The organism is Amycolatopsis lurida (assembly GCF_900105055.1).
GTDB lineage: Bacteria > Actinomycetota > Actinomycetes > Mycobacteriales > Pseudonocardiaceae > Amycolatopsis > Amycolatopsis lurida.
This window is the reverse complement of the sequence record NZ_FNTA01000004.1, coordinates 7,783,792-7,808,952: the sequence shown is the minus strand read 5'-3', so window position 1 is coordinate 7,808,952 and position 25,161 is coordinate 7,783,792. Positions and strand designations below refer to the sequence as shown.

Annotated in this window: 19 protein-coding genes; 6 read left to right on the top strand and 13 right to left on the bottom strand. The window is 69.4% G+C overall.

What is annotated here, in order from left to right; all coding sequences use genetic code 11:
- Positions 1-61 precede the first annotated feature (61 nt).
- From BLW75_RS41990 to BLW75_RS41960, 7 genes are all read right to left on the bottom strand, one after another.
- Positions 62-673 (bottom strand): TetR/AcrR family transcriptional regulator, encoded by a 612-nt coding sequence (locus BLW75_RS41990; protein ID WP_034316850.1) that lies wholly within the window; start codon positions 671-673, stop codon positions 62-64.
- Positions 673-1,506, bottom strand: a complete 834-nt coding sequence (locus tag BLW75_RS41985) for a class I SAM-dependent methyltransferase (RefSeq protein WP_034316855.1) — start codon at positions 1,504-1,506, stop codon at positions 673-675. Before BLW75_RS41985 ends, BLW75_RS41990 begins: the two co-directional genes overlap by 1 nt.
- 72 nt (positions 1,507-1,578) lie before the next feature.
- Positions 1,579-3,822, bottom strand: coding sequence for a heavy metal translocating P-type ATPase (locus BLW75_RS41980; RefSeq protein ID WP_034316856.1), 2,244 nt, complete (start codon positions 3,820-3,822; stop codon positions 1,579-1,581).
- Positions 3,822-4,730 carry a hypothetical protein gene (locus BLW75_RS41975; protein WP_034316859.1) on the bottom strand — a complete coding sequence of 303 codons (909 nt, stop codon included), beginning with the start codon at positions 4,728-4,730 and terminating at the stop codon, positions 3,822-3,824. The genes BLW75_RS41980 and BLW75_RS41975 overlap by 1 nt, the downstream gene beginning before the upstream one ends.
- A 45-nt stretch (positions 4,731-4,775) precedes the next feature.
- Entirely contained in the window at positions 4,776-4,982 is a 207-nt protein-coding gene (locus BLW75_RS41970) for a heavy-metal-associated domain-containing protein (RefSeq protein WP_034316862.1), read from the bottom strand.
- Between the two features lie 175 nt (positions 4,983-5,157).
- On the bottom strand, positions 5,158-7,218 hold the full coding sequence (locus BLW75_RS41965; protein ID WP_034316865.1) for a YhgE/Pip domain-containing protein: 2,061 nt from the start codon (positions 7,216-7,218) through the stop codon (positions 5,158-5,160).
- A complete protein-coding gene (locus BLW75_RS41960; protein WP_034316868.1) occupies positions 7,218-9,911 on the bottom strand; it encodes an MMPL family transporter in 2,694 nt (897 codons plus the stop codon). The genes BLW75_RS41965 and BLW75_RS41960 overlap by 1 nt, the downstream gene beginning before the upstream one ends.
- A 116-nt stretch (positions 9,912-10,027) precedes the next feature.
- Between BLW75_RS41960 and BLW75_RS41955 the strand changes: the two genes are divergently transcribed.
- On the top strand, positions 10,028-10,681 hold the full coding sequence (locus BLW75_RS41955) for a TetR/AcrR family transcriptional regulator (RefSeq protein ID WP_034316871.1): 654 nt from the start codon (positions 10,028-10,030) through the stop codon (positions 10,679-10,681).
- A 646-nt stretch (positions 10,682-11,327) separates the two neighbouring features.
- The gene (locus BLW75_RS41950; protein WP_034316874.1) at positions 11,328-11,768 is read left to right on the top strand and encodes a hypothetical protein; all 441 of its coding nucleotides are present in this window, start codon (positions 11,328-11,330) and stop codon (positions 11,766-11,768) included.
- On the opposite strand, the gene BLW75_RS41945 is transcribed toward BLW75_RS41950, so the two are convergent.
- From BLW75_RS41945 to BLW75_RS41930, 4 genes are all read right to left on the bottom strand, one after another.
- Positions 11,740-14,643: an AfsR/SARP family transcriptional regulator gene (locus tag BLW75_RS41945; protein ID WP_034316877.1), complete on the bottom strand. Its 2,904-nt coding sequence runs from the start codon at positions 14,641-14,643 to the stop codon at positions 11,740-11,742. The genes BLW75_RS41950 and BLW75_RS41945 overlap by 29 nt on opposite strands.
- Positions 14,643-15,305, bottom strand: coding sequence for a response regulator (locus BLW75_RS41940; RefSeq protein WP_034316880.1), 663 nt, complete (start codon positions 15,303-15,305; stop codon positions 14,643-14,645). Before BLW75_RS41940 ends, BLW75_RS41945 begins: the two co-directional genes overlap by 1 nt.
- Entirely contained in the window at positions 15,302-16,468 is a 1,167-nt protein-coding gene (locus BLW75_RS41935; protein WP_034316883.1) for a sensor histidine kinase, read from the bottom strand. The genes BLW75_RS41940 and BLW75_RS41935 overlap by 4 nt, the downstream gene beginning before the upstream one ends.
- Positions 16,469-16,587: 119 nt before the next feature.
- A complete protein-coding gene (locus tag BLW75_RS41930) occupies positions 16,588-16,959 on the bottom strand; it encodes an MmcQ/YjbR family DNA-binding protein (RefSeq protein ID WP_034316886.1) in 372 nt (123 codons plus the stop codon).
- Positions 16,960-17,069: 110 nt separating this feature from the next.
- Here BLW75_RS41930 and BLW75_RS41925 point away from each other — a divergent pair, with 110 nt between their 5' ends.
- From BLW75_RS41925 to BLW75_RS41915, 3 genes are read left to right on the top strand one after another with little or no spacing between them, the layout of a single operon-like run.
- The gene (locus tag BLW75_RS41925) at positions 17,070-18,278 is read left to right on the top strand and encodes an SGNH/GDSL hydrolase family protein (RefSeq protein ID WP_034316889.1); all 1,209 of its coding nucleotides are present in this window, start codon (positions 17,070-17,072) and stop codon (positions 18,276-18,278) included.
- A 51-nt stretch (positions 18,279-18,329) separates the two neighbouring features.
- Positions 18,330-19,715: an FAD-binding oxidoreductase gene (locus BLW75_RS41920; protein WP_034316891.1), complete on the top strand. Its 1,386-nt coding sequence runs from the start codon at positions 18,330-18,332 to the stop codon at positions 19,713-19,715.
- A 26-nt stretch (positions 19,716-19,741) separates the two neighbouring features.
- The gene (locus BLW75_RS41915; RefSeq protein ID WP_034316894.1) at positions 19,742-21,004 is read left to right on the top strand and encodes a class I SAM-dependent methyltransferase; all 1,263 of its coding nucleotides are present in this window, start codon (positions 19,742-19,744) and stop codon (positions 21,002-21,004) included.
- Positions 21,005-21,009: 5 nt separating this feature from the next.
- Here BLW75_RS41915 and BLW75_RS41910 read toward each other — a convergent pair whose 3' ends face one another.
- Positions 21,010-22,620: a thiamine pyrophosphate-binding protein gene (locus BLW75_RS41910; protein ID WP_034316898.1), complete on the bottom strand. Its 1,611-nt coding sequence runs from the start codon at positions 22,618-22,620 to the stop codon at positions 21,010-21,012.
- Complete coding sequence (locus BLW75_RS41905) at positions 22,617-23,393, bottom strand: cyclase family protein (protein WP_034316900.1); 777 nt, start codon at positions 23,391-23,393, stop codon at positions 22,617-22,619. Before BLW75_RS41905 ends, BLW75_RS41910 begins: the two co-directional genes overlap by 4 nt.
- Positions 23,394-23,863: 470 nt before the next feature.
- On the opposite strand from BLW75_RS41905, the gene BLW75_RS41895 reads away from it, so the two are divergent.
- On the top strand, positions 23,864-25,108 hold the full coding sequence (locus BLW75_RS41895) for an HNH endonuclease signature motif containing protein (RefSeq protein ID WP_091599545.1): 1,245 nt from the start codon (positions 23,864-23,866) through the stop codon (positions 25,106-25,108).
- Positions 25,109-25,161 lie beyond the last annotated feature (53 nt).

The window sequence follows — 25,161 nt, the reverse complement described above, 5'->3', positions numbered from 1 at the left end:
CCCTGCTGAAGTCGCACATCCGAGTTACCCAGAACGCCCGCCGATCAACCCGTGCCGGAGCTCATCGGGCCGCGATACCTTTTAGCACCGTCCTGACCACGGCTTCCACCTCCGGCGAAGTGGTCACCGCCGGGCCGTGCGGAAGCAGACCGGAGAGCACCGTCTCATGGCAGACGCCGACCAGCATGGCCGCCGCCGCGTCGACATCGCCGCCCAGCCTGCCGAGTTCCTTTTCCGCCCGCAGGTATCCGGCGAGACGATCGCGCCAGGTCTCGCCGCCGCCCGCCCGTTCGCCGAACCGCGCGAGCACGACGGGACGGGCGAGGAGGCCGACGAAAGCGGGCAGGATCTCCTTGTGCAGAGCCAATCCATAGGCCAGCTGGGCGCGGAGGTTGGCCTCGACCGTGGCCGAACCGGGCTCGGGAAGCTCGCCGAGCCCGGCTTCCGCTCTCCGTACGTGCTCTGCCAAGGCGTCGGCCAGCAACTCCTCCTTGTCGGCGAAATGGTTGTACAGCACACCATCGGCGACTCCCGCCGCCCGCGCGATCGCCCGCACCGTGAGTTCCGCGGTGCCGTGCGCGGAAATCAGGTCCGCGGCGGTATCGATCAAGTGCTCGCGCAGACTCCGGCCGTCCTCCGTGTGCCGCAGGGCCGCCGCTTTTCTCGGTGACATCAGGAGTTCGCCCTGACCAGCCAGGCGGCGCCGCGCAACCGGACACCGCCGGGCCCCTCGAATGGCCGCAGTGCGGCCGAAAGCGCTTCTCGCGCACTCTCTGCCGCTTCGGCGCTCACTTGGCCGAGGTGGTACTTCACCGGCCCCCAGTCCGCGATGAATCCGGCCGCGTCGGGAACATCGCTTCCCCAGACCTGGTCCGCCTCGACACGGTCGCAGGCGACGTCGGCGAATCCGGCACCGGTCAGCACCGAGCGGACCCGCGCCGGGTCGGCGAACGCCGTCGGCCCCGTGCCGTCCTCACCGGTCGGGGTCGGCAGAAACGGTGCCAGTGCACCGAAAACGGCACCGAGATCGGTTCCGGCGAGTGCGGTCATGCACAGGAACGCGAGCTTCCCACCCGGCCGCAGCGCGCGGTGCACGTTGGCGAAAGCGGCGATTGGATCGGCGAAGAACGTCACCGCGAACCGGCTGAGCGCGACGTCGAAAACCCCGTCCCCGAACGGGAAGACCTGGACGTCCCCCTGTTCGAACAGCACGTTCGTGACGCCTTCGGCCTCCGCGCGGGCCCGCGCCGTCGCGAGCATGGGCGCGGACAGGTCGATCCCGGTCGCTCCCCCGAGCGGAGCACGGACGGCGGCGAGTCTGGTCACCTGACCGTTGCCGCAGCCGATGTCGAGCACCCGGTCCCGCTCGCCGATTCCGGCGGCGTCGAACAGGAATTCGTTGAACCCGCTGTTCACCGCGTCGTAGCGCTCGTCGTGCTCGGCCCAATGCCGTCCCTCGTAGCCGTTCCACGCCTCCGACTGCGCGGTGTTGACGATGCCGGACATACCAGAACCTCCTCCGTTATGAACGTGCGTTCATGAACGCTTGTTCATACTGGAGGAGGTCTGGTCCGCTCGTCAAGCGGTGATGCTCCGGAACCCGCGCAGGCGCAGGCTGTTGAACACCACGAAGACCGAGCTGAAGGCCATCGCGGCGCCGGCGATCATCGGGTTGAGCAGGCCCGCCGCCGCCAGTGGCAGCGCGCCGACGTTGTAGGCGAAGGCCCAGAACAGGTTGCCCTTGATGGTGCGCAGCGTCCGCCGGGAAAGCCGGATCGCGTCCACCGCGGCCCGCAGGTCACCGCGGACCAGGGTCAGGTCACCGGCCTCGATGGCGACGTCGGTACCGGTGCCCATCGCCAGGCCGAGGTCGGCCTGTGCCAGCGCGGCCGCGTCGTTGACGCCGTCGCCCACCATCGCCACGACCTTGCCCTCGCCTTGGAGCCGCTTGACCACGTCGACCTTGTCCTTCGGCAGCACCTCGGCGATCACCGTGTCGATCCCGACCTCGGCGGCCACCGCCTTGGCCACGGCTTCGTTGTCGCCGGTCAGCAGGACCGGGGTGAGCCCCAGTTCACGCAACCGGGAGATCGCCTCGGCGGACGACGGCTTCACGGTGTCCGCGACGACCAGGACCGCCCTGGCCTCGCCGTCCCAGCCGACCACGACCGCCGTGCGGCCGAGTTTCTCCTCCGCCGCCTTGGCTTCCGCCAGCTCGGGCGTCAGGTGGTGACTCCACTGCTCCAGCAACGCGCTCCGGCCGACCAGCACCGCCGAACCCTCGACGATTCCTTGCACGCCAAGGCCTTCGAGAGTGGCGAACTCTTCGACGGCCGGGAGCTCCCCGGTGCGTTCCCGAGCCGCGCGGGCGATGGCCTGCGCGATCGGGTGTTCCGACGCGTTCTCCAACGCCCCGGCCAGCCGCAGCGTCTTCTCCTCGTCGACACCGTCGGCGACGTGGACCGCCACCAGCGACATCTGCCCCGTCGTGACGGTGCCCGTCTTGTCGAGGACGACCGTGTCGACCGCACGGGTCGATTCCAGCACTTCCGGGCCCTTGATCAGGATTCCGAGCTGCGCGCCCCGCCCGGTGCCCACCAGCAACGCGGTCGGGGTCGCCAGGCCCAGTGCGCACGGGCAGGCGATGATCAGCACGGCGACCGCCGCGGTGAACGCCGCCGCCACCGAACCGCCGGTGCCGAGCCAGAACATCAGCGTGCCGACGGCGAGCGCGATCACGATCGGCACGAAGACCGCCGAAACCCGGTCCGCCAGCCGCTGAACCTGTGCCTTCCCGGTCTGCGCCGCCTCGACGAGCTTCGCCATCTGCGCCAGCTGCGTGTCGGCGCCGACCCGCGTGGCCCGGACGACGAGCCTGCCGCCCGCGTTGACCGTCGCGCCCGCCACCGTGTCACCGGGGACGACCTCCACCGGAACGCTTTCCCCGGTCAGCATGCTCGCGTCGACCGCCGACGCGCCTTCGGTGATCACGCCGTCGGTCGCGATCTTCTCCCCCGGCCGGACCACGAATTCCTCGCCCACCGCGAGTTCACCGATCGGGACACGCACTTCCTTGCCGTCGCGAAGCACCGCGACGTCCTTCGCGCCGAGTTCGAGCAGGGCCCGCAACGCGGCACCGGCCCGCCGCTTGGACCGCGCCTCGAAATAGCGTCCGGCGAGGATGAACGTCGTGACGCCGGCGGCGACCTCGAGATAGATGTTGCCGTCGCCCGCCATCCGCTGGACGGTGAGCTCGAAGGGATGCGTCATCCCCGGCGTTCCGGCGGTGCCGAACAGCAAGGCGTACAACGACCACAGGAACGCGGCGAGCGTGCCCATCGAGATCAGAGTGTCCATTGTGGCCGCGCCGTGGCGCAGATTCGCCCACGCCGCCTTGTGAAACGGCCACGCCGCCCAGACCAGCACCGGCGCGGCCAGCGTCAGCGAGATCCACTGCCAGTAGGTGAACTGGAGCGCGGGCACCATCGCGAGCACGATCACCGGCACCGACAACACGGCGGAACCGATGAGCCGCTGCCGCAGCGGCGCGATCGGATCGATCTCCTCGGCAGGTTCTTCCTTTTCCACCGCGGGCAAAGCGGCCGAATACCCGGCCGCCTCGACCTGTTCGACCAGCTGCCGCGGCTCGATGCCGTCCGGGTAGCTGACCGTCGCCTTCTCCGTCGCGTAGTTGACCGTGGCCGTGACACCGTCGAGCTTGTTCAGCTTCCGCTCGATGCGCATGGCGCACGAGGCGCAGGTCATCCCGGTGATCGCGAGTTCGACCTCCGACTTGGCCACCGAGGTGGTGTCCGTGCTCATCAGTGGCTCCCTTCCCCTGTCGTGACGGTGAATTCGGCGGTGCGGACCTTGCCCTCGTGCTGGAAGTCCAGGAACAGCCGGTAGGTGCCCGCCGTCGGGACCTCGGCGAAGAACGTGACCGCGGGACCCGCCGGGGTCCGGCCGTCACCGGGTTCGCCGTCCGGGTGGACGTGCAGGTACGCGAGGTCGCCGCCGCGCAGCGCGACCAAGTGCCCGTAAGCACCCAGGTACGGCTGGAGATCGGTGACTTCACGGCCGTTCTTGGTGACGGTGAGGGTCACCTTCGACGACGTTCCCGGCTTGAGATCGCCGTCGAGGTGGACCTGGTAGCCGTCGACCTCGGCGACGTGCGCGCTGCGGTACTCGGCCGGGCGGAAGTCCCCGCCGGCGAAGAGGTCCGCCCCCAGGGTGATCGCCTCGCCGCCGCTGGGCTTGAAGTCGGCGAAGACGCGGTAAACCCCAGCGTCCCCGACGGCCAATGGCACGGACCAGGTTCCGTCCGCCCCGAGTTCGGGGTGGATGTGCTGGAAACCCGCGGTGTCGCGGCGGACGACGATGAGGTGCATCCGCTTCTCGTGTTCGACGTCGTAGGCGGTCACCGGCGCGCCGTCGGCGCCGAGGATCCGGAAGGTGAAGGGAGCGGTCTTCCCGGGGGTGAGCGTCGCGGTGGTGGGCGTGAGGGTGTAGCCGCCCTTCGACGACGCGAGCCCGGCGGGCTCGTGCTCCTGCTTGCCGTGCGCCGCTTCCGCGACGGTGCCGCCGTGAGTGTCCGAGTGCCCGGCGTCCTCGCCACCGGGCACGCCGGCCGCGCCGGCGAACGGACCGACAGCCGTGCCCGTCACCCAGCCGCCACCGGCGACCAGGGCGAGCACCGCACCGTAAGCGGAAAGCTTCGCTGCTGTGTTCATCGTGGGAGTCCTTAGTGCGGGTGCCACCCGCGGTCGTGGAGCCGCTCAGGCGGTCAGGTGATATCCGGCTTCTTCGACGGCGGCGCGGACGTCGGCCACCGCGGGTTCACGGGAACCGATGACGGTCACGGCACCGGTCGGCAGATCGACCCGGACGTCGGTGACGCCGTCGATCTTGGAGACCTCTTCGGTGACCGAAGTCGCGCAGTGGCCGCAGGTCATCCCGGTGACGGTGTAGGTCTTCTCGCTCATCGTGACACTCCTCGTGGTCCAGGCGGCCCGTGCGCCGCTCCTGGACCCAACGTACATACCCCAGGGGGGTACCGCAAGCGCCTGACGGTACCTGGAGGGGGTATGGGGCAGCGACGTGCGTCACATACGGGGCGGGGGTAAGTCTGGGCAGAGCCGTCAGGGCACCACGACCGGCCTACGCCAGCCGAAGTTCCCTGCCCGGCAAGGAACGCCGCCGGTCCGTCACCAGGATCATCGCCAGCGTCCCGATTCCGAGCCACACCACCAACTGCACGATCCCCGACGTCAGGCCGTCCGACCCCGTCAGCAGCGAGCGCAACGCGACCAGCGCGCCGTTGGTCGGCAGGATCCCCAGCGCGGTCCCGAAGAAGCCGGGCACGGTCGAAACCAGCGAAGCGCCGACAGTGAGCACGAGAATCGCGAGGGCGGCGAAGCGGCCAGGCCGTTTGAAGATCGCCACCAGTGCTTGGTTCACCACGGTGAACGTCCCCGCCGCGAGGACGAGAAGCACCAGCAGGGCGACGGCCTTTCCGAAGCTCAGGCCGAGGAACACCCAGAACACCCCGGTCAGGATCAAGGCGGTCAGCACCGCCAGCGTCGCACCGGGGACGGCCGCGGCGAGGATGATCCGCCAGCTCGGTTCGCGGGTGGTGAGCACGCTCGGCGGCACCGCCTGGATCACCTGGTACGTCGCCAGCGCGCACACCCACAGCGCCAGCACGAGGATCAGCGCCACCGCGCCTTCGCCGAACGTGCCCGAACCCGCCGTGTCGGCGATCGCGGGGGTGGCGGCGACCTGTTTGAGGTGATCGCGTTCGGCCTGGGTGTAGTCGGGCACCTTGCCCAGGCCGTCGTTGAGGCCCTTGGCCAGCTCCGAAGCGCCGGATTCGGCGCGCTCCGCGCCGTCGGCGGCGGTGCGGGCGCCGGTGGCGAGTTCCCCCGCGCCGGTGGACAGGGTGGTCGCGCCCCCGGCGAGCTGACCGGAACCGTCGGCAAGCTGCCGGGCCCCGGAGTCGGCGGCCTTGACCCCGGCGTCGAGTTTCCGCGCGCCGTCGGCCGCCGTGCCGATGCCGCCCGCGAGTTCCGTGGACCTGTCCGCGAGCTGCTTGTTCCCGTCGGCGACCTTCTGGGAGCCCGCCGAAAGATCCTGCACCGCCTTCTTCGTCCGCACGACGGCGTCGCGGATCTCGGCGCGTTTGCCGTCGAGGATCACGGCATCGGCCGTGAGCTTTTCCGAAGCGGCCTTCAGATCGGCGCAGAACCTGGTGTCCTGATCGCATTTCCGCGCCAGCTCGGCGAACTTCCGTGCCGAATCGCCCGCCGTGGGCAGCGCGTCGATGATCCGCACGACCTTGTCCGCCAGTGGCGAGATCTTGTCGGCCAGCTGCTTGTTGCCGTTCGCCACCTGCTGCGCCCCGTCGGCGAGTTCCCTGGTCAACCGAGGTAGTTGCGCGGTGTCCTTCTCCGCCTTGGTCAGCCCCGACGACAACTGGCCGGATCCGGTTGCGAGCTGCCCGGTCCCGTTCGCGAGCTTGCGCGCGCCGTCCGCCAGCTGACCGGCCGCGCCGCTGAGCTTTCCCGCCCCACCGGCGAGTTCTCCCGCTCCCGCGGCCAGTTTCCCGGTTCCGTCGGACAACTGGCGCAGCCCGACGACGAGCTGGTCACCGCCGTCGGCCGCGGTCACCAATTGCTGATGGATCGAAGAGAATCCGACGTACAGATTGTCCACATAGGTCTCGACGATCTGGCGGTTCAGCGCGGTGAGCGTCGCGTTCGCGACTTCCCGGCTCGCCACCGGGTCGACGAGGCCGGTGCGCTGTGATGTCTCGACGCGCATGATCGCCTGCTTCGCGTCGAGTGGCTTCCCGGTCGTCGACGTGGCCTGCGCGGAGAAGTCCGGCGGGATGGTGACGACCGCCGAATACGTCCCGTCGGAGATGCCTTCCTTCGCGTCCTCGGCGTCGGTGAGCACCCAGGTGTACGCGGAATCCTCGCCGTGCACGAGATTTCCGGCCAGTTCCCGGCCGAGCGGGATCACCTGGCCGTTCACCGTCACCGGCTCGTCGTTGTTGACCACGGCGGCCTTGGCCGCGCCGTGGTCGCCGTCGGGCGACCAGAACGCCCACGCCAGACCGAGTGCGACGATCACCGGGACGAGCACGATCCCGAGCCAGGTCTTCCAGGTCAGCGGGCCGAAGGCGGTCGCACGGGCGGAGCCGGTGAAGAAGCGGGACATCAGCGGACCTCGGCGGGGACGGGGGCGGGCGCCATGGCGAGGCCCGCGACGGCGGTGGTGGGCAGCAGATCCCGCACGATCGCGAGACTCTGGCAGGACACGGCGAACGTCGTGGCCCTGCTCGCGAACGCCGATCTCAACCCGGCACGCTGCGCGGTGGCGACGACGGTGTCCAGGTCGTCGACGAACACGAGTCCGACGCCGTCCTCGATCGCGCGGCGGACCTCCCCGGCCGGGTCGTCGGTCTCCTTGCAGGCGACGAAGGCGACGTTCCGGCGGACCGCGTGCGCGTGCTGTGGCAGCACCCGGCCGAGGACCTTCAAGTCGCCGCGCACGTGCGGGACCCGGCCGGCCAGCGCGTAGAGCAGGGCACTTTTGCCCGCCGGACCGGAACCGTGCACGGCAAGGATCTCCCCCGGGCGCAGGTGCAGCTCGATGTCACGGAAGACGGTGCGCCCGCGGTCGTCGTCGACGCGGAGCCCGGCGGCGCTGATCACTTCCGCCGAGCCGGGCGCGGGCCAGTCGGCGAGCCGGAGTTCGTGGACGAGACCGTCGCCCTCGGCGTCGAACACCGGGAGCTTGCGGTCCAGCCAGGGCGGCAGGCCCCAGGCGCGCGGGCCCAGCAGCGCGAGGATCGCCGGGACGAGGGTCATCCGCACGAGGAAGGCGTCCACGAACACGCCGACGGCGAGACTGAACGCGATCGGTTTGATCGTGGCGCTGCCGTCGGGCACGAACGCGGCGAACACGCCCAGCATGATCACCGCCGCCGCGGTCACGACCCTCGACGCGGACACGAAACCCGTCTCGATCGCCTTGTGCGCGTCGCCGTGGTGGACGTAGTCCTCCCGGATCCGGGACACCAGGAACACTTCGTAGTCCATGGCGAGTCCGAAAAGGACACCCATGAGAATGATCGGCAGGAAGCTGATCACGCTGCCGGTTCGGGTCACCCCCAACGCCTCGGCCAGATGTCCTTGCCCGAACACGAACGACGTGGCGCCGAACGCGGCACCGATCGACAGCAGATACCCGAAGGTGGCTTTGAGCGGGACGAGGATCGAGCGGAACACCATCGCCAGCAGCACCAGCGAAAGCCCGACGACCAGGATGCCGAAGGGCAGCAGCGCGTCGCCGAGCTGTGTGGACACGTCGATGCCGACGGCGGTGAACCCGGTGACCGCGGTCCGCACGCCGTACCGCTCCTGGAACTGCCCTTCCATCGCGCGCAGCCGTTCGACGAGGTCGTCGGTCGCCTCGTCGTAGGCGCCGGTCGTCGGCACGACCTGGATGATCGCGGTGTCACCCTTGGGGTTCGGCGTGGCGAGCGGGACGACGGCGACGCCGGGCACCTTCCGGATGTCGTCGGCGATGCCGTTGGTGATCCCGATCGGGTCGGTGGTCGACAGGATGTCCGCGGTGACCACCAGCGGGCCGTTGAAGCCGGGCCCGAAATGTTCGGCGACGGCGTCGTAGGCGATGCGGGCAGGCGTGCCGTCCTCGTCGGTTCCGTTGTCCGGCAAGGCGAGGCGGAGATCCAGCGCGGGCGCCGACGCCACCGCGAGCACCCCGACGATCAGCGCGATCGTGACCCACGGCGATTTCGTGGCGAGCCGGACCCAGCGGAGGCTGAAGCGCGTCTTCTTCTTACGCTTGCTCTTCTTCGGTTTCTTGGGCCGCAGCCGCTCGCCGGCGAACGCCAGCAGCGCGGGGATGAGCGTGATGGCCACGATCACCGCGACGGCGACACCGCCCGCCGCCGCGACGCCCATCGTGGTCAGGAACGGGATCCCCGCGACGAACAGGCCCAGCAGGGCGATCACCACGGTGAGCCCGGCGAAGATGACCGCGGATCCCGCGGTGGCGGTCGCCCTCGCGATGGACTCCTCGACCTCGAGCCCTTCGGCGAGCTGATCCCGGTGCCGGGAAAGCAGGAAGAGCGCGTAGTCGATGCCGACGGCGAGCCCGAGCATGACCGCGAGCATCGGCGCCGTGGAGGACACGGTCGCCACCGAGGTCGCCGCGTAGACCAGCGCCACCGAGACCCCGACGCCGAGGATCGCCGTCAGCAAAGGCATTCCGGCCGCGATGAACGAACCGAACACCATCAGCAGCACCACGAGCGCGATGACGAGGCCGATGCCCTCGGTGGGACTGAGCTTCGGCACCTTGTCCGAGAACGCGTCACCTCCGGTGAGCACCTCGGTGCCGTGGCCGATCCGGCTCTCGAGGTCCTGCGCGATCCCGGCGAGCGCGGTCCTCGTCGACGGCTGGATGTCGGCGAGCCCGACGTCGAGCTGCACGGTGACCAGCGCGGCGCGACCGTCCTTCGACACCGCGTCGTGCACGTTCGGGTCGAAGGGATCCACGACCGTCGCGATCTGCGGTGCCCCGGTCAGCTCCGGCACCACGGCGGAGACGGAGTCGCGCACGACGGCGGAATCGGCCCGCTGCCCTTCGGGAACGAGGACGACCAACTGCGCCGAAGTCCCGCTCACCTGAGGGAAGACCCGCCCGAGGTGGTCGAGCGCCTCTTGGGACTCCGAGCCCGGGATCGCGAACGTGTCGTCGGTCCCCTGGCCGAACAGCAGCGCCGCGCCGCCCGCGACACACAGCATGACCAGCCACAACGCGGTGACCAGCACGCGCCCGCGAGCGGCCAGCCTGCCGAGGCGATAGAGGAATGACGACACGATCGGCTCCCGGCAGTCGTTGGATACATGGCGTATCGTAATGCACGGTGTATCCGATTCACGATGTATCCTGTCCCACAGCCGGGTGAACCGGGCCGATGCGAAAGAATGGCGAGATGACCGAGGAGCGGGGCGCCACCATGACCAGGCGCCGGGCGGACACCCGCCGACGGCTGATCGACGCGGCGTACGAGGCCTTCTCGGAACGCGGCATCCGGGACACCCCGGTCGAGCTGATCTGCGAGCGCGCCGGGTTCACCCGCGGCGCCTTCTACTCGAACTTCAGCTCGAAGGAAGACCTCTTCCTCGCCCTGTTCCAGGAGGAGAACACCCTCCGGCTCGAACGGTTCCGCGAGGCCACGGAGAGCGTGCTCGGCTCGGCCACCGTCGGCGAGCACGAAGACCTCTCCCCCACGCTCGGACGGATCGCCGAACTGTTCATGGTCGCGCTCAACGCGGACAAGGACTGGTACCTGCTGTGCGCGGAATTCCGCACGCAGGGCCTGCGGCAGCCGGAGATCCGCGACCGGATCGGCGCCGCGTTCCGGCATTTCCACACCGAACTGGGCGCGATCCTGGTCGGCACGCTCGACCGGCTCGGCAGGCGGTTGACGATCTCCGCGGACGACGCGGTACTCGTCCTGGTCGCGCTGTACGAGCAGGGACTGCAGAACTACCTGCTGGACGACAGCGAACTCCCCGCCGACGGCCGGTTCGTCAGTGAGCTGATCCCGAAGGTGATGGCCTCGCTCATCGTCCCGGCGAGCTGATCCGTCACGTCCGAGCAAACGGCGTGACCGGCGACGATCGCGGTTCCAGCGCCGGTTCGACGACGGCAACGCCGAGCCCTGCCCAGTCGCTCACTGGACGGCCGGCGTCGCGGCTGCGCATAGCCGCTGGCCTGCGCCACAGAGGCGGATCGTGGCGGGATCACGGAAGCGGACACCACCAAGAGGCTTGGATCTTGACCGTCCATAAGGGACACCCAGGCCCGCTGGCGGCCTGTTTGGGCGCTTTACCCAGGGGTCGTGAGTGGCAATGGTCGTTCTAACCCTCTTTACCACTCACGACCGGCATGAGAAACGGACATTAGGACTTGAATCGGGCGCTCAATCGATGGCAGGTGTCCCTTGTGGACACCTCGCACCGGGGTCAGCCCGCAAGTCAGTCCGGAACTTGCCGTCCAGAACGGCGATCTCATCCCGAAGCCGGCGAAGACGCTTCACCACTCACGACCGGGGCCTTGGACCGCCAGCGTTCAGAGCCGGCCTGCGCTATCTCGACTTCGCCGAGACCCTGGCCCCTCGAGAACCACTCTCGAGGCGCAAGCCTCGTTTCATCGGGATTTCATGGCCCCGCTTTACGGTTCCGGCACCGGTCCGCAGCCGCGGGCCGGAGGTCCACGAGGAGACGTGCATGAGCCCGGCGAGCCGGACCCCGTACAACATGGTGCTCCCCAGGGACGACGCGCCGAGTCCCGGGGAACGGGACGGGCTCGTCGGACCCGGCTGGAGCTGGGCCGCGTTCTCCACGCCGTGGGCCGACGGCCGCCCGTCGCCGAAGTACCGGTGGACGTTGTTCGAGACCGCCGCTCACGCCGTCGAAGACCTCCGTCGCTGCCTCGACGACGGGACCGTCGGTAGGCGCGGCGCCCTCTGTGCGTCCGTGCTCCGCAAGCGCGGGGCACCGCGGGAACTGGTGCTGTGCGACGGCGCGGAGTGGGCTTGCGTCGTCCACGAGGTCCGCGCCGGGGTGCACCTGGCCGACGCGGCCGACGCCTACTTCGCGCGCTGGCGGACGAGCATGGCGGGGCACCGCTTCACGATCGTCAACGCCGGCGTACCGACTGTCTGGTGAGGTCCAGACCTTCCAGCGCGAGAGTGCGCTGGAGAGGATCACCGTCGGGGCCGATGGTGGTGAGCACCCACTCGAAGTGTTCCCTTGCCGCCACCGGATCGCCCGCGGCGAGATGGGTACGGCCGAGCCGGTTGCGGATCTCGGACTCCATCCCGATGATCGTCTCCTCGGTGACCGCCGTCAGCGCCCGCCGCTGGAGCTCGAACGCCGCGTCGAGGTTCCCCAGCTCCAGTTCCGCGGCGCCCAGGCGGGCGAGAGCGGTCGCGATCAGCAGGCCGTCCGTGGTCTCCTCGGCGAGTTCGACGGAGCGCCGGAAATCCAACGCCGCTTCGGCGAAACTGCCGGTCTCCAGCCGGACCGTGCCACAGTGGCACAGCACCCTGGCCAGCATCCCCGGGCTGCCGATCTCCTCGCTCAGCTCACGAGCCCGGCCGAGGTGGGTGAGTGCTTCCTCGTGCTCGCCCTGCAGGTAAGCGAGATAGCCGAGTGCGGACAGTGACCGTTCGGCGAGCCATTGATCCCCCACCTCCTCGGCCAGGACCATCACCCGCCGCGTGCCGGGGATCGCGAGATCGTGCCTGCCGGCGATCAGGTCCGCCATGGCAAGCCCGCCCAGTGCCCGCGCCTCCACCCCGCGGTCTCCGGATGCCTGGCCCGCCTGGAGCGCGTCGTCGAACCAGCCGCGCGCCCGGTCGAGTTGACCTTGCATGGCATAGGCGTAGCCAAGGCAGAACCGCAGCGACGCGACCAGGCGTCCGTCTTCGGCCTGTTCGGCCAGCGGCAGCGCGACCTGCAACGCCGTCCGGCATTCGTGGTACCGCTGCTGGCGCGCGAGATAGTCGACCAGCCCCTCGGCGACCGAGCACGCGAGTCCGGCCAGCCCGGCTTCGGCCGCCTGCGACACCACCTCGGGCAAGTCGCCGGCCGCGTCGAGCCAGGCGGAAGCGTCACGCTGCCCGGTGAACGGTCCCCCGGTCTCCACCGGGAATCGTGCGACGCCCCACTCGCTCGCCCGGCGAGCGGCGCTGAGGTAGAGCCGGTACACCCGTTTCCGAGCCGCGTCGGCGGCGTCTTCGGGCATCTCCCCGGCGAGCCGGCGGGCATAGACCGCCACCAGGTCGTGCAACCGGTAGCGACCGCTCGCGGGCTCCTGCAGGAGACTCGCGTCGACCAGGCTTTCCAGCCGCCGCTCGGCTTCGGCGGGCGAGGAGTCCAGCAGGGCGGCGACCGACAGCCGGTCGAACTCCGTCGTCGGCGACAGGCCGAGCACGCTGAACGCCTCCTGCTCGGCGGGTCGCAACTGGTCGTAGGACAGGCGCAGCGCCACCTCGACGCTGCGATCCTCGGCCGTCAGTTCGCCGAGCCTGCGCTCGTCGTCCGACATCCGGTCGACCAGGTCCTTGAACGTCCACATCGGACGGTTCTGCAACCGGGCGCCCGCGATCCGCAGCGCGAGGGGCAGCCGCCCGCACAGCCCGGCGAGCGCACGCACGGCGAACCGCTCCCCCTCCGCCCTCGGCGCTCCCACGATGCGGCTGAGCAGTCGCTCGGCGGCTTCGAGGCCCAGCGCGCCAAGGGAAACGCGGCGGTCCGCGTCCAATCCGGACAGCCGGCGGCGACTGGTCACCAGCACGCGGCTGCCCGGCCCGGACGGCAACAGCGGCCGCACCTGGCCCGCGGACTCGGCGTTGTCGAGGACCAGCAGCAACCGCAGCTGCGCGGTCGCCGCCCGCCATGACGCGGCCAGCTCGTCGAGATCGTCCGGCATCGCCCCGTCCTCGACACCGACCGCGCGCAGCAACCGCCGCAGCGCTCGCTCCGGCGTCACCGGCTCGCGGCCTTCGGTGTAGCCGTGGAGATCCACGAACAGCGCACCGTCCGGACAGGACTCGCGGATCCGGTGGGCCGCGCGCACCGCGAGCGTGGTCTTCCCCGCTCCGGGAACACCGTCGACGGCGTCGACCGAGACCGACTCCGGATCGCCGTCTTCGACGAGCAGCGCGAGTTCCCGATCCCTGCCGACGAGTTCGCCGTTGGTGGCGGGCAGTTCGTTACGGATCCGGCGGGACGGCTCGCGGCGCGGCGCGACACCGAGCCGCGTCTCGTCCCCGCGCAGCACCGCTTCCTGCACCTGCCGCAGTTCCTCACCCGGTTCGACGCCGAGCTGCTCGATCAGCCGCTCGCGGACGTCGGTGAACACCTCCAGCGCCTCCGCCTGCCGCCCGCCGCCGTAGAGCGCCCGCATCAGCAACGCGGCCAGCGGCTCGCTCGGCGGATCGGCGGACACCAGCGCCGACAGCTCGCCGATCACCTCGTCGAACCGCCCGAGTTTCAGCTGGGCCCGCAGTTTCCGGCGCAGCAACAGAAGCCTGCGTTCCTCCAGCCGTCGCCGCTCTCCCTGGACGAACGCGCCGGGCAGCCCGGTCAACGGCTCGCCGTGGAAAAGCCGGAGGGCGTCGGCGAAGGTGTCCACCGCGGCGACGAGGTCGCCCGACTCCTCGGCGGCGCCCGCGACGGCGGCGATCTCCTCCAGCCGTACCACGTCCAGCCGGACCTCGCCGCTGGCGAACCGGTAGCCACCGCGATCGGACACGATCACCGAGTCCCGGGGTTTCTGGCCCGAGGTGTCCAGGCATTGCCGCAGCCGCCGGACGTACACCGGCAACACGTTGGACTCCGGCGGCTTTTCCCAGAGCCCATCGGTGAGTTCGTAGTGGCTGACGGTCACGTCCGGGCGCAGCAGCAGCGCGGCCAGCACGGCCTGCTGCCGGACCGGCCCCAGGTCCAGCCGAGTCTCCCCGTGCCAGGCCCGCAACGGACCGAGTAGTTCGAAGCGAAGTCGCGAGTCCGGCATGTTCCCCCCATCGTTGAGCATCAGCCCGGCACCACGATCCCGTGGTCGAACGCGTACACGATCGCCGCCGCCCGGTCCCGCAACTGGAGTTTGGTGAAGATCCGGCCGATATGGCTTTTCACGGTCACCTCCGAAATGACGAGGGACGCGGCGATCTCCGCGTTGGTCAGCCCGCGGCCGATCGCCCTGAGCACATCCTGTTCCCTCGGGGTCAGCAGTTCCGGCGAGCGTCCGCCGCTGCCGTTCCCGGCGGCCTGCCGGTACGCGGCGAGCACCCGCCCGGTGACGCCGGGGTCGAGCCACGCGTCGCCCGCGGCGACCGCCCGCACGGCCCGGATCAGGTCCTCGGCCGGGGAATCCTTGAGGACGTACCCGGCCGCGCCCGCACGCAGCGCGTCGGCCAAGAGGTTGTCGTCGTCGAAGGTGGTCAGCGCGAGCACCGGCGGATGCCCACCGGACCGCCGCAGCCGCCTGGTCGCCTCGACCCCGCCGACGTTCTTCATCCGCAGGTCCATCACGATGACGTCGACCTCGTGCGCGGCCAGCGCCGCCGGCACTTCCGAACCGTCACCGCATTCCCCCGCGATGACGAACCCGTCGCGGCGCCGCAGGATGCGCCGCAGCCCGGACCGGACCAGCTCCTGGTCGTCGACCAGCAGCACCGGGATCTCGGCGGCGATCATGGCTTGGCCCCCGGCACGGTGACCTGCACGACCCACTGCCTGCCGCTGGGACCGGCGCTGAGATCGGCGCCGAGCTGGGCCGCGCGGACGGCCATCCCCGCCAGTCCCGAACCGTCCTCCGCCGCGCGCCGGACGGTCGCGGGAAGGGTGTTGCTGACGATGAGCTTCAACCCCGAGCGGCCGGCGTTCAGCCGGACCTCGGCGGTCGCTCCGGGGGCATGCTTGACGACGTTGACCAATGATTCCTGCACGATCCGGTAGAGGCCCAATCCGTCCGAGGCGCCTACCCGGCCGAGGTCGCCTTCCTGTGTATAGCGCACCGCCAGCCCGGCGCTGCGAGTGCGTTCCACCAGCGTCGCGATGTCCTCCACCCCCGGCAGCGGGGCGCTGCCCGACGGGGAGTCGGCGAGCAGGCCGACCGTGCGGCGGATGTCGGCCATCGCGGCCCGTCCCACCTGCTCGGCTTCGGTGAGCGCTTCGATCGCCTCGTCGACGTCGCGGTCCTGCTGCAGCGCGTGCCGGGCACCGGTCAGGTGCAGCAGCGTGATGCTGAGCGAATGGCCGACGACGTCATGCACCTCACGCGCGATGCGCTGGCGTTCGGCGAGCAGGGCCTTGTCGCGGGAGGCGTCCCGGTTGCCGCGTTCGGCGTCCAGCACCCTGGTGTACCAGCGGACCATGAGCCCGCCGCTGAGGCCGAGCAGGATCGCGACCATGTACACCGGCCCGCCGATCAGCCCGCCCCAGATCCCCGCCGCGACCAGAACGGCCTCGCCCGCGATGGTGACGATGGCGATACCCCACGTCGTCCGCAGGACACTGCCCGCTTCGGTGGCCGCGACCAACAGCAGCAACGGCGCGAAATCCGGGAGCACCGGCTCGATGAGCAGCACCGAGGCGGCGATGATCAGCGCCGTCATCCGCACCCACGGCATGATCCAGTTCGTGATCGTCCAGATCACCGACGGCGCGATCACGATCAGGCCTGCCAGCGCGATCGGCTCGGGCGGTAGCAGCGCGTCCCGCTGCACCAACGCGACCACCGTGAACACGAAGCTCACCGCGCTGGCACACAACGCCCCCCACCACGGCAGGGTCAGCCCGGCACGGGTGAGACTGGCCTGCACCCGTGCCCGGAACCGGTCCCGCAAGATCCTCAGCACGGCATCAGCCTAGGAAGTCCCGCTGAGTGCGTCATCGTGCGGCGGGCGGCACCCGTCTCCGCCCACGGTAGGAGGCCGGACGAGCATGGTCGGATGAAATCCGGATGAAACCCAGGCGCTCACTCCTGGCTGAGCGCGACCCAGTCCAACTTCTCCTGTTCCCGTTTCGGCAGGCCCGCGACGACCAGGTCGTAGGAGTCTTCGATCATCTCCCGGACGAAGGCGTCGGTCAGCGAGCCGTCCAGTTCGACGGTGTTCCAGTGTCTTTTGTTCAGGTGGTAGCCGGGAATGATCGCCGGATGCTCGGCGCGCAACCGGACGGCCAGGTCGGGCTCGCATTTGAGGCTGATCCGCAGCGGCTTCGCCTTGAGCGGGCTGAGCGCGAACACCTTGCCCGCAACCTTGAACACGCTGTTGTCCTCCCCGAACGGGAACTCCTCGCGGGCACCGGGGAAGCCGAGGCAGATCTTCCGGAGAGCAGCAGGTTTCATGGCGTTCAGGCTAACGGCCCCCGACAGAAACCTGTCCTGTCCAGGGCGTTGACCGGTTGCCGGTGATTCCTTGACGATGAGTGGAGCCGACCGGTTGGAGGTGAACCGACATGCGCGTGAAGTATCTCGCCGTAGCGGGAATCCTGGCGCTGGGCTCGATGCCGAGTGCCGCGGCCGCCCCGATGGAGGGCTCCGCCACCAGCGGCTGGGTGGGCACCTGGGCGGCGGCGCCCGCGGCCGGGGTGGCCGGGACCGACAACGGCTACCCGAACTTCTCGATCCGCAACATCGTGCACACCAGCGCCGGCGGGCACGAGGTCCGCGTACGGCTGTCCAACGCCTTCGGCCGCGCTCCGGTGCTGTTCGGCCGAGTGACCGTCGCGGTCGCCGCGGGCCCGGACACCCCGCAGGCCGTGCCCGACACGATGCGCACGCTGACCTTCGGCGGGGATCGCGAGGTCACCGTGCCGGCGGGCGCCGACATCGTCAGCGACGGCGCGGCGCTGACCGTGCCGAGGGACGGCGACCTGCTGGTCACCACGTACACCCCGACGCCGTCGGGACCGGTCACCTACCACCCGCTCGCGCTGCAGAACTCGTACTTCACCCGGAACGGCGACAAGGCGGCCGACGAGTCGGCGGCCGCGTTCCCGGAGAAGACCGCGGTCTGGCACTACGTGTCCGGAGTGGACGTCCGCGGGACCGGGTTGCGGGGCAGCGTCGTCGCGATCGGCGACTCGATCACCGACGGGGCGAATTCGACCTGGGGCGCGAACGTGCGCTGGCCCGATCAGCTCGCCGACAAGATCAGCGCACGCCTCGGCGTGCTCAACGCCGGGATCAGCGGGAACCGCCTGCTGCTCGACGGTGGCAACTACGGGGTCAACGCGCTGGCCAGGCTCGACCGGGACGTCCTGAACCAGTCCGGTGTGCGGACGGCGATCGTGTTCGAAGGCATCAACGACATCCAGCAGACCCCGCACCAGGCCGATCCGAACAAGATCATCTCGGCGTTGAAGCAGATCGCGACGAGGGCGCACGACCGCGGCCTGCGGGTACTGGGCGCGACGATCACGCCGTGGAAGGGCTGGGGTTCGTACACTCCGCAGCTCGAGGAAACGCGGCAGGCGGTGAACCGGTTCATCCGGACCAGCAGGCTCTTCGACGGCTACATCGACTTCGACGCGGTGGTCCGCGATCCCGCCGACCCGCAGCGGCTGAAACCCGAATTCGACTCCGGCGATCACCTCCATCCCGGTGACAAGGGCTTCACCGCCATGGCGAACGCCGTCCCGCTGCCCGGACTCCGGCACGAATAAGGGCTGCGCCAGGCGGTTCCGTGGGGCACGATGAACTGATGGCGATCAGGAATGACTAGCGGAGACAGCGGTACCCGAACGACGGCGCGGCTGGTCCGGTTCGCCGAACACGAAGCGCGCGCCGAAACGCTCCGCGCACAGCTCGCGGATCTCCACGGGACGATCCGGCTGGCGAAGCGGACGTCGAACCTGTTCCGGGCACGGACGGCGACCACCACACCGGGTCTGGACGTCTCGGGATTCACGCATGTCCTCGACGTCGATCCCCTGGCGCGCACGGCCGACGTCGAAGGCATGGTCACCTACGAGCAGTTGGTGGACGCGACCCTGCCTCACGGGTTGATGCCGCTGGTCGTACCGCAGCTCAAGACGATCACGCTCGGTGGCGCGGTCACCGGTCTCGGCATCGAGTCGTCCTCGTTCCGCAGCGGGCTCGTGCACGAGTCGGTGCTGGAGATGGAGTTGCTCACCGGCGACGGCAGGATCGTCGTCGCGCGGCCGGACAACGAGCACAGCGACCTGTTCCACGGCTTCCCGAACTCGTACGGGACGCTCGGCTACGCGCTGCGGCTGAAGATCGAGCTGGAACCGGTCAAACCGTACGTGCGGCTCGAGCACGTCCGCTACGACGACACCGAGGAGTACTTCGCGGCGCTGGGTGAAGCCTGCCGTAACGGGTCGGCCGACTTCGTGGACGGCACGGTCTTCGGGCCGGGCGAGCAGTACCTGACGCTGGGCACGTTCACCGCCTCGGCGCCCGCGACCAGCGACTACACCTGGCTCGACATCTACTACAAGTCGATCCGCTCGCGCGAGACGGATCATCTGAGCGTCCGCGATTACCTGTGGCGCTGGGACACGGACTGGTTCTGGTGCTCGCGGGCGTTCGGCGTGCAGCACCGGCTCCCCCGGCTGCTGCTGGGCAGGCGGCTGCTGCGATCGTCGGTCTATTGGAAGGTCGTGGCGCTCGACCGCCGGTTCGGGATCGCCGCGAAACTGCTCAAGCTGCGCAGGCTTCCCCCGGAAGAGACCATCGTCCAGGACATCGAGGTACCGCTGTCGCGGGCAGCGGAGTTCCTGGACTTCTTCCGCCGGGAGATCCCGATCAGCCCGGTGTGGATCTGCCCGCTGAAGCAGCGGCCGGGTGGCGTGAACTCGCCGCTGTACGAACTGGACCCCGAAACGCTGTACGTCAACTTCGGGTTCTGGTCCGCGGTCCCGCTGGACCCCGGCGAGGAGCCGGATACGCACAATCGGCTGATCGAGGCCGAAGTGACCCGGCTCGGCGGGCGGAAGTCGCTGTATTCCGACAGTTTCTATACCGAAGACGAGTTCTGGCGGCTGTACAACGGCGACGCCTACCGGAAACTCAAGACGGCCTACGACCCCGACGGCCGACTGCTCGACCTGTACGCGAAATGCGTGCGGCGGCGGTGACCCGGGCCGGAAGAAGAGAGACGACCATGGCTGAGACGACGACCGTCGGCAAGATCTTCGAGCGGTTGCTCGGCCCGAGCGCCGAAGTGTCCATCACCGCCTATGACGGCAGCACGAGCGGGCCCGCGGACGCACCCGTGTCGATCGAGGTGCGATCACCGCTGGCCTTGACGTATCTGATGTCCTCCCCAGGAGACCTCGGTCTCGCACGGGCCTACGTCGCCGGCGCGCTCGACGTCGACGGTGACCTCTACACGGCGTTGCGTGCGCTCGTTTCCCAGGTCGACCAGCTCAGCGCCGCCGACCGGTTGTGGCTGCTGCGGAAACTCGGCCCCACGCACCTGCGCCGCGTCGCCCCGCCCGCAGAGGAGCTGCCGAGCCGCCTCAAGCGCACCGTCGACGGGCTGCGGCACTCGAAAGCACGTGACAGCAGCGCGATCTCCAACCACTACGACGTTTCGAACCGGTTCTACGAGCTGGTGCTCGGGCCGTCGATGGCCTACACCTGCGCCGCGTATCCGTCCGCCGACGCCTCTCTGGAAGAGGCACAGGCGCACAAATTCGACCTGGTATGCCGGAAACTCGGCCTCCGGCCGGGGATGCGGCTGCTGGACGTCGGCTGCGGCTGGGGCGGGATGGTGGAGCACGCCGTCGCGAACTACGGCGTCGAGGCGCTGGGCGTGACCCTTTCGCGTGAACAGGCGCAATGGGCGCAGAAGGACATCGTGACCAAGGGGCTCGCGGACAAGGCCGAAGTACGGCACCTCGACTACCGCGACGTCACCGAAACGGGGTTCGACGCGGTGTCGTCCATCGGGCTCACGGAGCATATCGGCGCCCGCAACCTGCCGTCGTACTTCCGTTTCCTCGCCGGGAAACTGAAGCCGCACGGGCGTTTGCTGAACCACTGCATCACCAACCCGGACACCTCCGTCGCGCACCGGTCACGCGGGTTCATCGACCGGTACGTCTTCCCCGACGGCGAGCTGGAATCCGTCGGAGAGATCGCCACCGCGATGCACGACAGCGGGCTGGAGGTGCGGCATTCGGAGAATCTCCGCGAGCACTACGCCACCACCCTCGGCGCGTGGTGCGCCAACCTCGACGCGAACTGGGACGCGGCCGTCGCCGAAGCGGGCGCCGGGCGGAGCCGCGTCTGGGCGCTGTACATGGCCGCGTGCCGACTCGCCTTCGAACGGCGGGAGATCGAACTGCACCAGGTGCTCGGGGTGAAGGTCGGTCCGGACGGTGACTCGGGCATGCCGCTGAGGCCGGACTGGGGCGTTTAGCGGACTCAATGCCGGAAGGCTTCGGCGAGCCACCACGAGCCGCCGTCGTCGGCGATCTTGGCGTCGACGACGAGCGGTGCGTCCCGTGGCCCGCCGAGCCATTCCGTGACGGCGGCCAGATCCTCGACCGTCCGCACGGTGATCCCGGCGCATCCGAAACCGCGCCCGATCGCCGCGATATCGGTGTCGGGGAACCGGACCGTCGTCATGTCCGCGTCGCCGAAATGGTGGATCTCGGCGCCGTACGCCGCGTCGTCGTACACGATGACGACGAGCGGGATCCGTAGCCGCACGGCGGTTTCCAGCTCGGAGATGGCCATGTGGAAGCCGCCGTCACCGACTCCGAGCACCGGCAGCCTGTCCGGCCGGGCCAGCGCCGCGCCGATCGCCGTGCCGAGACCGAGCCCGATACTTTGGAACGCCTGGGTGAAGCAGAAGCCGTTCTCGTCGGGGACGGACAGGTACGCGCTCGGGTAGCCCATGAAGTTGCCGGAGTCGATCGAGACCACGCGTTCGGCGGGCAGGATCTCGTCGAGACGGCGGCTGAGCGTGCGCGGATCGATCCTGCCGTCGCCGGATAGGTCGTTATACGGCACGTCGTTCCATTGTGTGCTTTCGAGGGCTTCGCGGCTCCTCCGGTGGCCGCGTTTTTCGAGTTCGGCGCGCACGTCCACGGCCGTGCCGGCGGCGTCGCCGACGACGCCGAGGTCGATCGGCCGGTGCGCGCCGAGTGCGGCCTGCTCGACGTCGACCTGGACCAGCCTGGCGTCCGGGCCGAGGAGCGTGCCGTGCCGGGTGGTCCACCTGTTCAGCGCGCAGCCCCAGCCGATCACGAGGTCGGCGTCCCTGATGAGTTCCGCCGTCCGGGGTGAAGAAAAGCCGCCCGCGATCCCGATCGAGAAAGGATCGTCGTGGAAGAGTCCGTGCGCCACCGCCGAAGTCGCCAGCAGCGCGCCGGACACTTCCGCGAGCGCCTTGAGGGACGTGGCGCTCGCCCGGGCACCGCGACCGGCGATGAACACCGGCCGCCGTGCTTCGACGAGGAGATCCGCCAGTTTCGCGACCGCGTCGCCGTCCGGCCGAATCGGCGCCGGGCCGGTGATTTCCGGAACCGGGACCGCTTCGTGCGCCTTCTGGGCTTGGACGTCGAGCGGCAGATTGAGCAGGACGGTGCGGCGCTGCTGCACCGCCGTCCGATAAGCGCGGACGGTATCGGCGATCGCGGTGGCCGCACCGTGCGCGCGCTCCGGCACGACACCGACGGCGGACGCGAGCGCGTCCTGGTCCACCCGGAAGTTCGACAGCACCGACGACGCCGCGGTGTCCCCGGCCAGGACGATCATCGGGGTCCGGCTCTTGGCGGCCTCGGTGATCCCGGTGAGCGCGTTGGTCAGCCCACAGCCCTGATGGACACTCAGCACCGGCACACGGCCGCTCATCCGCGCGTACGCGTCGGCCATACTCGCCGCGCCGCCCTCGTGCCGTGCGGCGACGAACCGCACCCCGCCGGAGCGCAATCCGTTGGTGGCCTCGAAATTGCCGCTGCCCACCACCCCGAACGCCGCGCCCACCCCGAGCTCCGCCAGCGTGCGGCCGACCAGCTCCGCGACGTTCATGCCCGTTCGACCAGCGCGTACACCCTGGCGGGGCTGCCGGAACCGCCGACGATCGGCAGCGGGCTGACGACGAGCAGCGATCCGGTGGGCGGCAGGCTCGCGAGGTTTCGCAACTGGGTCAGGCCGTGCTTTCCGGCGCCCAGAAGAAGTTCGTGGCAAGGGAAGGCCGGTTCGAGTGCCAGCGCCTGCCCCGCGTCGGTGCCCACGGTCTCCACCCCGAACCCGGTGATCGGCGCCTCCTCCGCCAGCCAGCGGGCACACTCCGCCGAGACGCCCGGCGAATGCGGACCGTTCTCGTCGTTGTTGAGGAAGGTCTCCTGATCATGCGACCGGGCGTCCCAGCCCGTGCGGTAGAGCAGCCAGCCACCGTCGGGCAGCGGCCCGTTCACGCGTTCCCACTCACGGATGTCTTCTCTGGAAAGCAGGAAGTCCGGGTCCTCGGCCGCACGGGCCGTCGCGTCGAGCACCACGGCCGGGGCGACCAGCGTGCGCAGCGGCACCTCGGAGACGTCGTGTCCGTCCTTTCCCGACACCCAGTGCACGGGAACGTCGAGATGGGTCCCGGTGTGCTCGCCGGTGTGGATGTTGTTCCAGTACCAGCGCGGCCCGCGTTCGTCGTAGCGGCTGATCTCCTCCAGACCGAACGGGATCGTGTTCGCGAACGGCTCGGGCAGCTGGAGGATCGGGGTGCTCGCGCTCAACGGGGCGGTGAGGTCGACGACCTCGATCGTGCCCGTGGTGATCGCGGCGTTCAGCTGGGCCAACAACGACATGCGTGCCTCCCGGGAGTGACTGCGGCGTCCTCGGTCACCTTAGGCGGGTTTCGAGGGCTGCGGCGACGTCACCGGTACGGTGAGGAGGAAATCGAGGGTCGAGGTGGGGCGGTGACCGGTCGAGGATCGTGGCCTCGTTCGAGCTGATGCGTGACCCCGAGTCGGACCGGATGGCCGCGTTCGTCGCCAGGGACCTCGCGAAGCGTTCGACCTCCACATGGTGAGGTTGAGGACTTCTCCGGATCTCATCGTGCGCGCGGTGACGGGCGATTCCATCGGCAGGTTTCTTCGTGGACGGCCTTGACATCGGGTCGCTTTCCGACTCACGATCTCGCGCTGCCGGCCTTCACGTTTCCCTTACTGCTCAACAATATCCAGGTGTCCCATCTCGCCCATCAACAGAATGCGAAGCCAATTCCGGAGCACTTTTCACATTCGTACACTTGTTCGATTCCTGGTATTCTTGTGGGGTGTCCGGCCAACGCATCCTCGAACCACCGCACGAGCTGTGGCGCGCCGGTGCGCGCGAGCTCGCGCACGGCGTGGTCGAGCGGTTGTCGGTGGCACGTCAGGCTTTGGCGGAGGTCGGGCAGTTCCTGGTCGAGATCGAGTCCCGCGGCCCGATGGAGTTGTTCGGGCATGGTTCGACCGCGGGGTGGTTCGCCGAAACCGCCCGCATCAGCCCGAATGAAGCCCGTGACACCGTGACACGCGCGCTGGCGGTGAACGAGAGCCGCAACCTCGACGGCACGCCCGCACCCGCCTTCGCACCCATCGCCGGAGCCGCCGCGGCGGAAGGCGACCTCGGGCACCAGCAACTCGACCCCATCCTCACCGTACTGAAGAAAATCCCCGCCGAGGTCTCCGCCGAGGACCGCTCCGGCGCGGAACGAATCCTGGTCAACCTCGCCCGCCACGCCGGGCCACAAGAGATCACCAACGTCGGCGCCGATCTCCTCGCACACCTGGACCCCGACGGGAACGAACCGAAAGACGAAGAACTCAAACCACCCTCACGCGAGGTCCATCTACGCAAACGCGACGACGGCTGGTGGCGCCTCAACGGCCTGCTGGACCCCGAATTCGGAGCCCGCGCCAACGCGTTGTTCGAAACCTGGGGACAACGAAGACCCGTCGACGAGGACGGCAACCGCGACCCCCGCACTCCCGGCGAACGTCATGGTGACGCGTTGTTCGACGCCATCCATTACGCCATGACCAACGACAAAGCCCCGACCCTGTCCGGGGACCGCACCACCATCGTCGTCACCATCCCCCTGGAGTCTCTGACCTCCGGACTGGGATCCGCCTGCATCGACGAGGTCACCCAGATCACCGCACGGCATGCGCGGATGCTGGCCTGCGACGCGAAGATCATCCCCGCAGTCCTTGGCTCCGAGAGCGAACCCCTCGACATCGGCCGCGCCACCCGGTCCATCAGTCCCGCACAACGACGAGCGCTGAACCTCCGTGACCACGGCTGCGCCTTTCCGGGATGTCATCGACGACCCAAACACTGCGAAGCCCACCACATATTGCCGTGGGGCCGACTCGGCGATACCGACCTCGACAATCTCTGTCTGCTCTGCCGCTACCACCACATGGTCATCCACGGCCAATCCGGCTGGAAAGTCCAGATGACCAACGGACGACCCGAATTCATTCCGCCCCAATACCTCGACCCACTACAAACACCCCGCCATAACCACCGCTGACGCCGAAGAGCCCGCCGACCATCACCGGCGACGGGCCCTTCGGCATGCCCACG

Coding starts and splice junctions, on each gene's coding strand:
- BLW75_RS41915 (WP_034316894.1), top strand. CDS start 19,742: ATGGCTGAGACGACGACCGTCGGCAAGATCTTCGAGCGGTTGCTCGGC.
- BLW75_RS41920 (WP_034316891.1), top strand. CDS start 18,330: ATGACTAGCGGAGACAGCGGTACCCGAACGACGGCGCGGCTGGTCCGG.
- BLW75_RS41945 (WP_034316877.1), bottom strand. CDS start 14,643: ATGCTCAACGATGGGGGGAACATGCCGGACTCGCGACTTCGCTTCGAA.
- BLW75_RS41980 (WP_034316856.1), bottom strand. CDS start 3,822: ATGAGCACGGACACCACCTCGGTGGCCAAGTCGGAGGTCGAACTCGCG.
- BLW75_RS41905 (WP_034316900.1), bottom strand. CDS start 23,393: ATGTCGTTGTTGGCCCAGCTGAACGCCGCGATCACCACGGGCACGATC.
- BLW75_RS41965 (WP_034316865.1), bottom strand. CDS start 7,218: ATGTCCCGCTTCTTCACCGGCTCCGCCCGTGCGACCGCCTTCGGCCCG.
- BLW75_RS41950 (WP_034316874.1), top strand. CDS start 11,328: ATGAGCCCGGCGAGCCGGACCCCGTACAACATGGTGCTCCCCAGGGAC.
- BLW75_RS41940 (WP_034316880.1), bottom strand. CDS start 15,305: ATGATCGCCGCCGAGATCCCGGTGCTGCTGGTCGACGACCAGGAGCTG.
- BLW75_RS41955 (WP_034316871.1), top strand. CDS start 10,028: ATGACCGAGGAGCGGGGCGCCACCATGACCAGGCGCCGGGCGGACACC.
- BLW75_RS41925 (WP_034316889.1), top strand. CDS start 17,070: ATGCGCGTGAAGTATCTCGCCGTAGCGGGAATCCTGGCGCTGGGCTCG.
- BLW75_RS41975 (WP_034316859.1), bottom strand. CDS start 4,730: ATGAACACAGCAGCGAAGCTTTCCGCTTACGGTGCGGTGCTCGCCCTG.
- BLW75_RS41930 (WP_034316886.1), bottom strand. CDS start 16,959: ATGAAACCTGCTGCTCTCCGGAAGATCTGCCTCGGCTTCCCCGGTGCC.
- BLW75_RS41970 (WP_034316862.1), bottom strand. CDS start 4,982: ATGAGCGAGAAGACCTACACCGTCACCGGGATGACCTGCGGCCACTGC.
- BLW75_RS41985 (WP_034316855.1), bottom strand. CDS start 1,506: ATGTCCGGCATCGTCAACACCGCGCAGTCGGAGGCGTGGAACGGCTAC.
- BLW75_RS41910 (WP_034316898.1), bottom strand. CDS start 22,620: ATGAACGTCGCGGAGCTGGTCGGCCGCACGCTGGCGGAGCTCGGGGTG.
- BLW75_RS41990 (WP_034316850.1), bottom strand. CDS start 673: ATGTCACCGAGAAAAGCGGCGGCCCTGCGGCACACGGAGGACGGCCGG.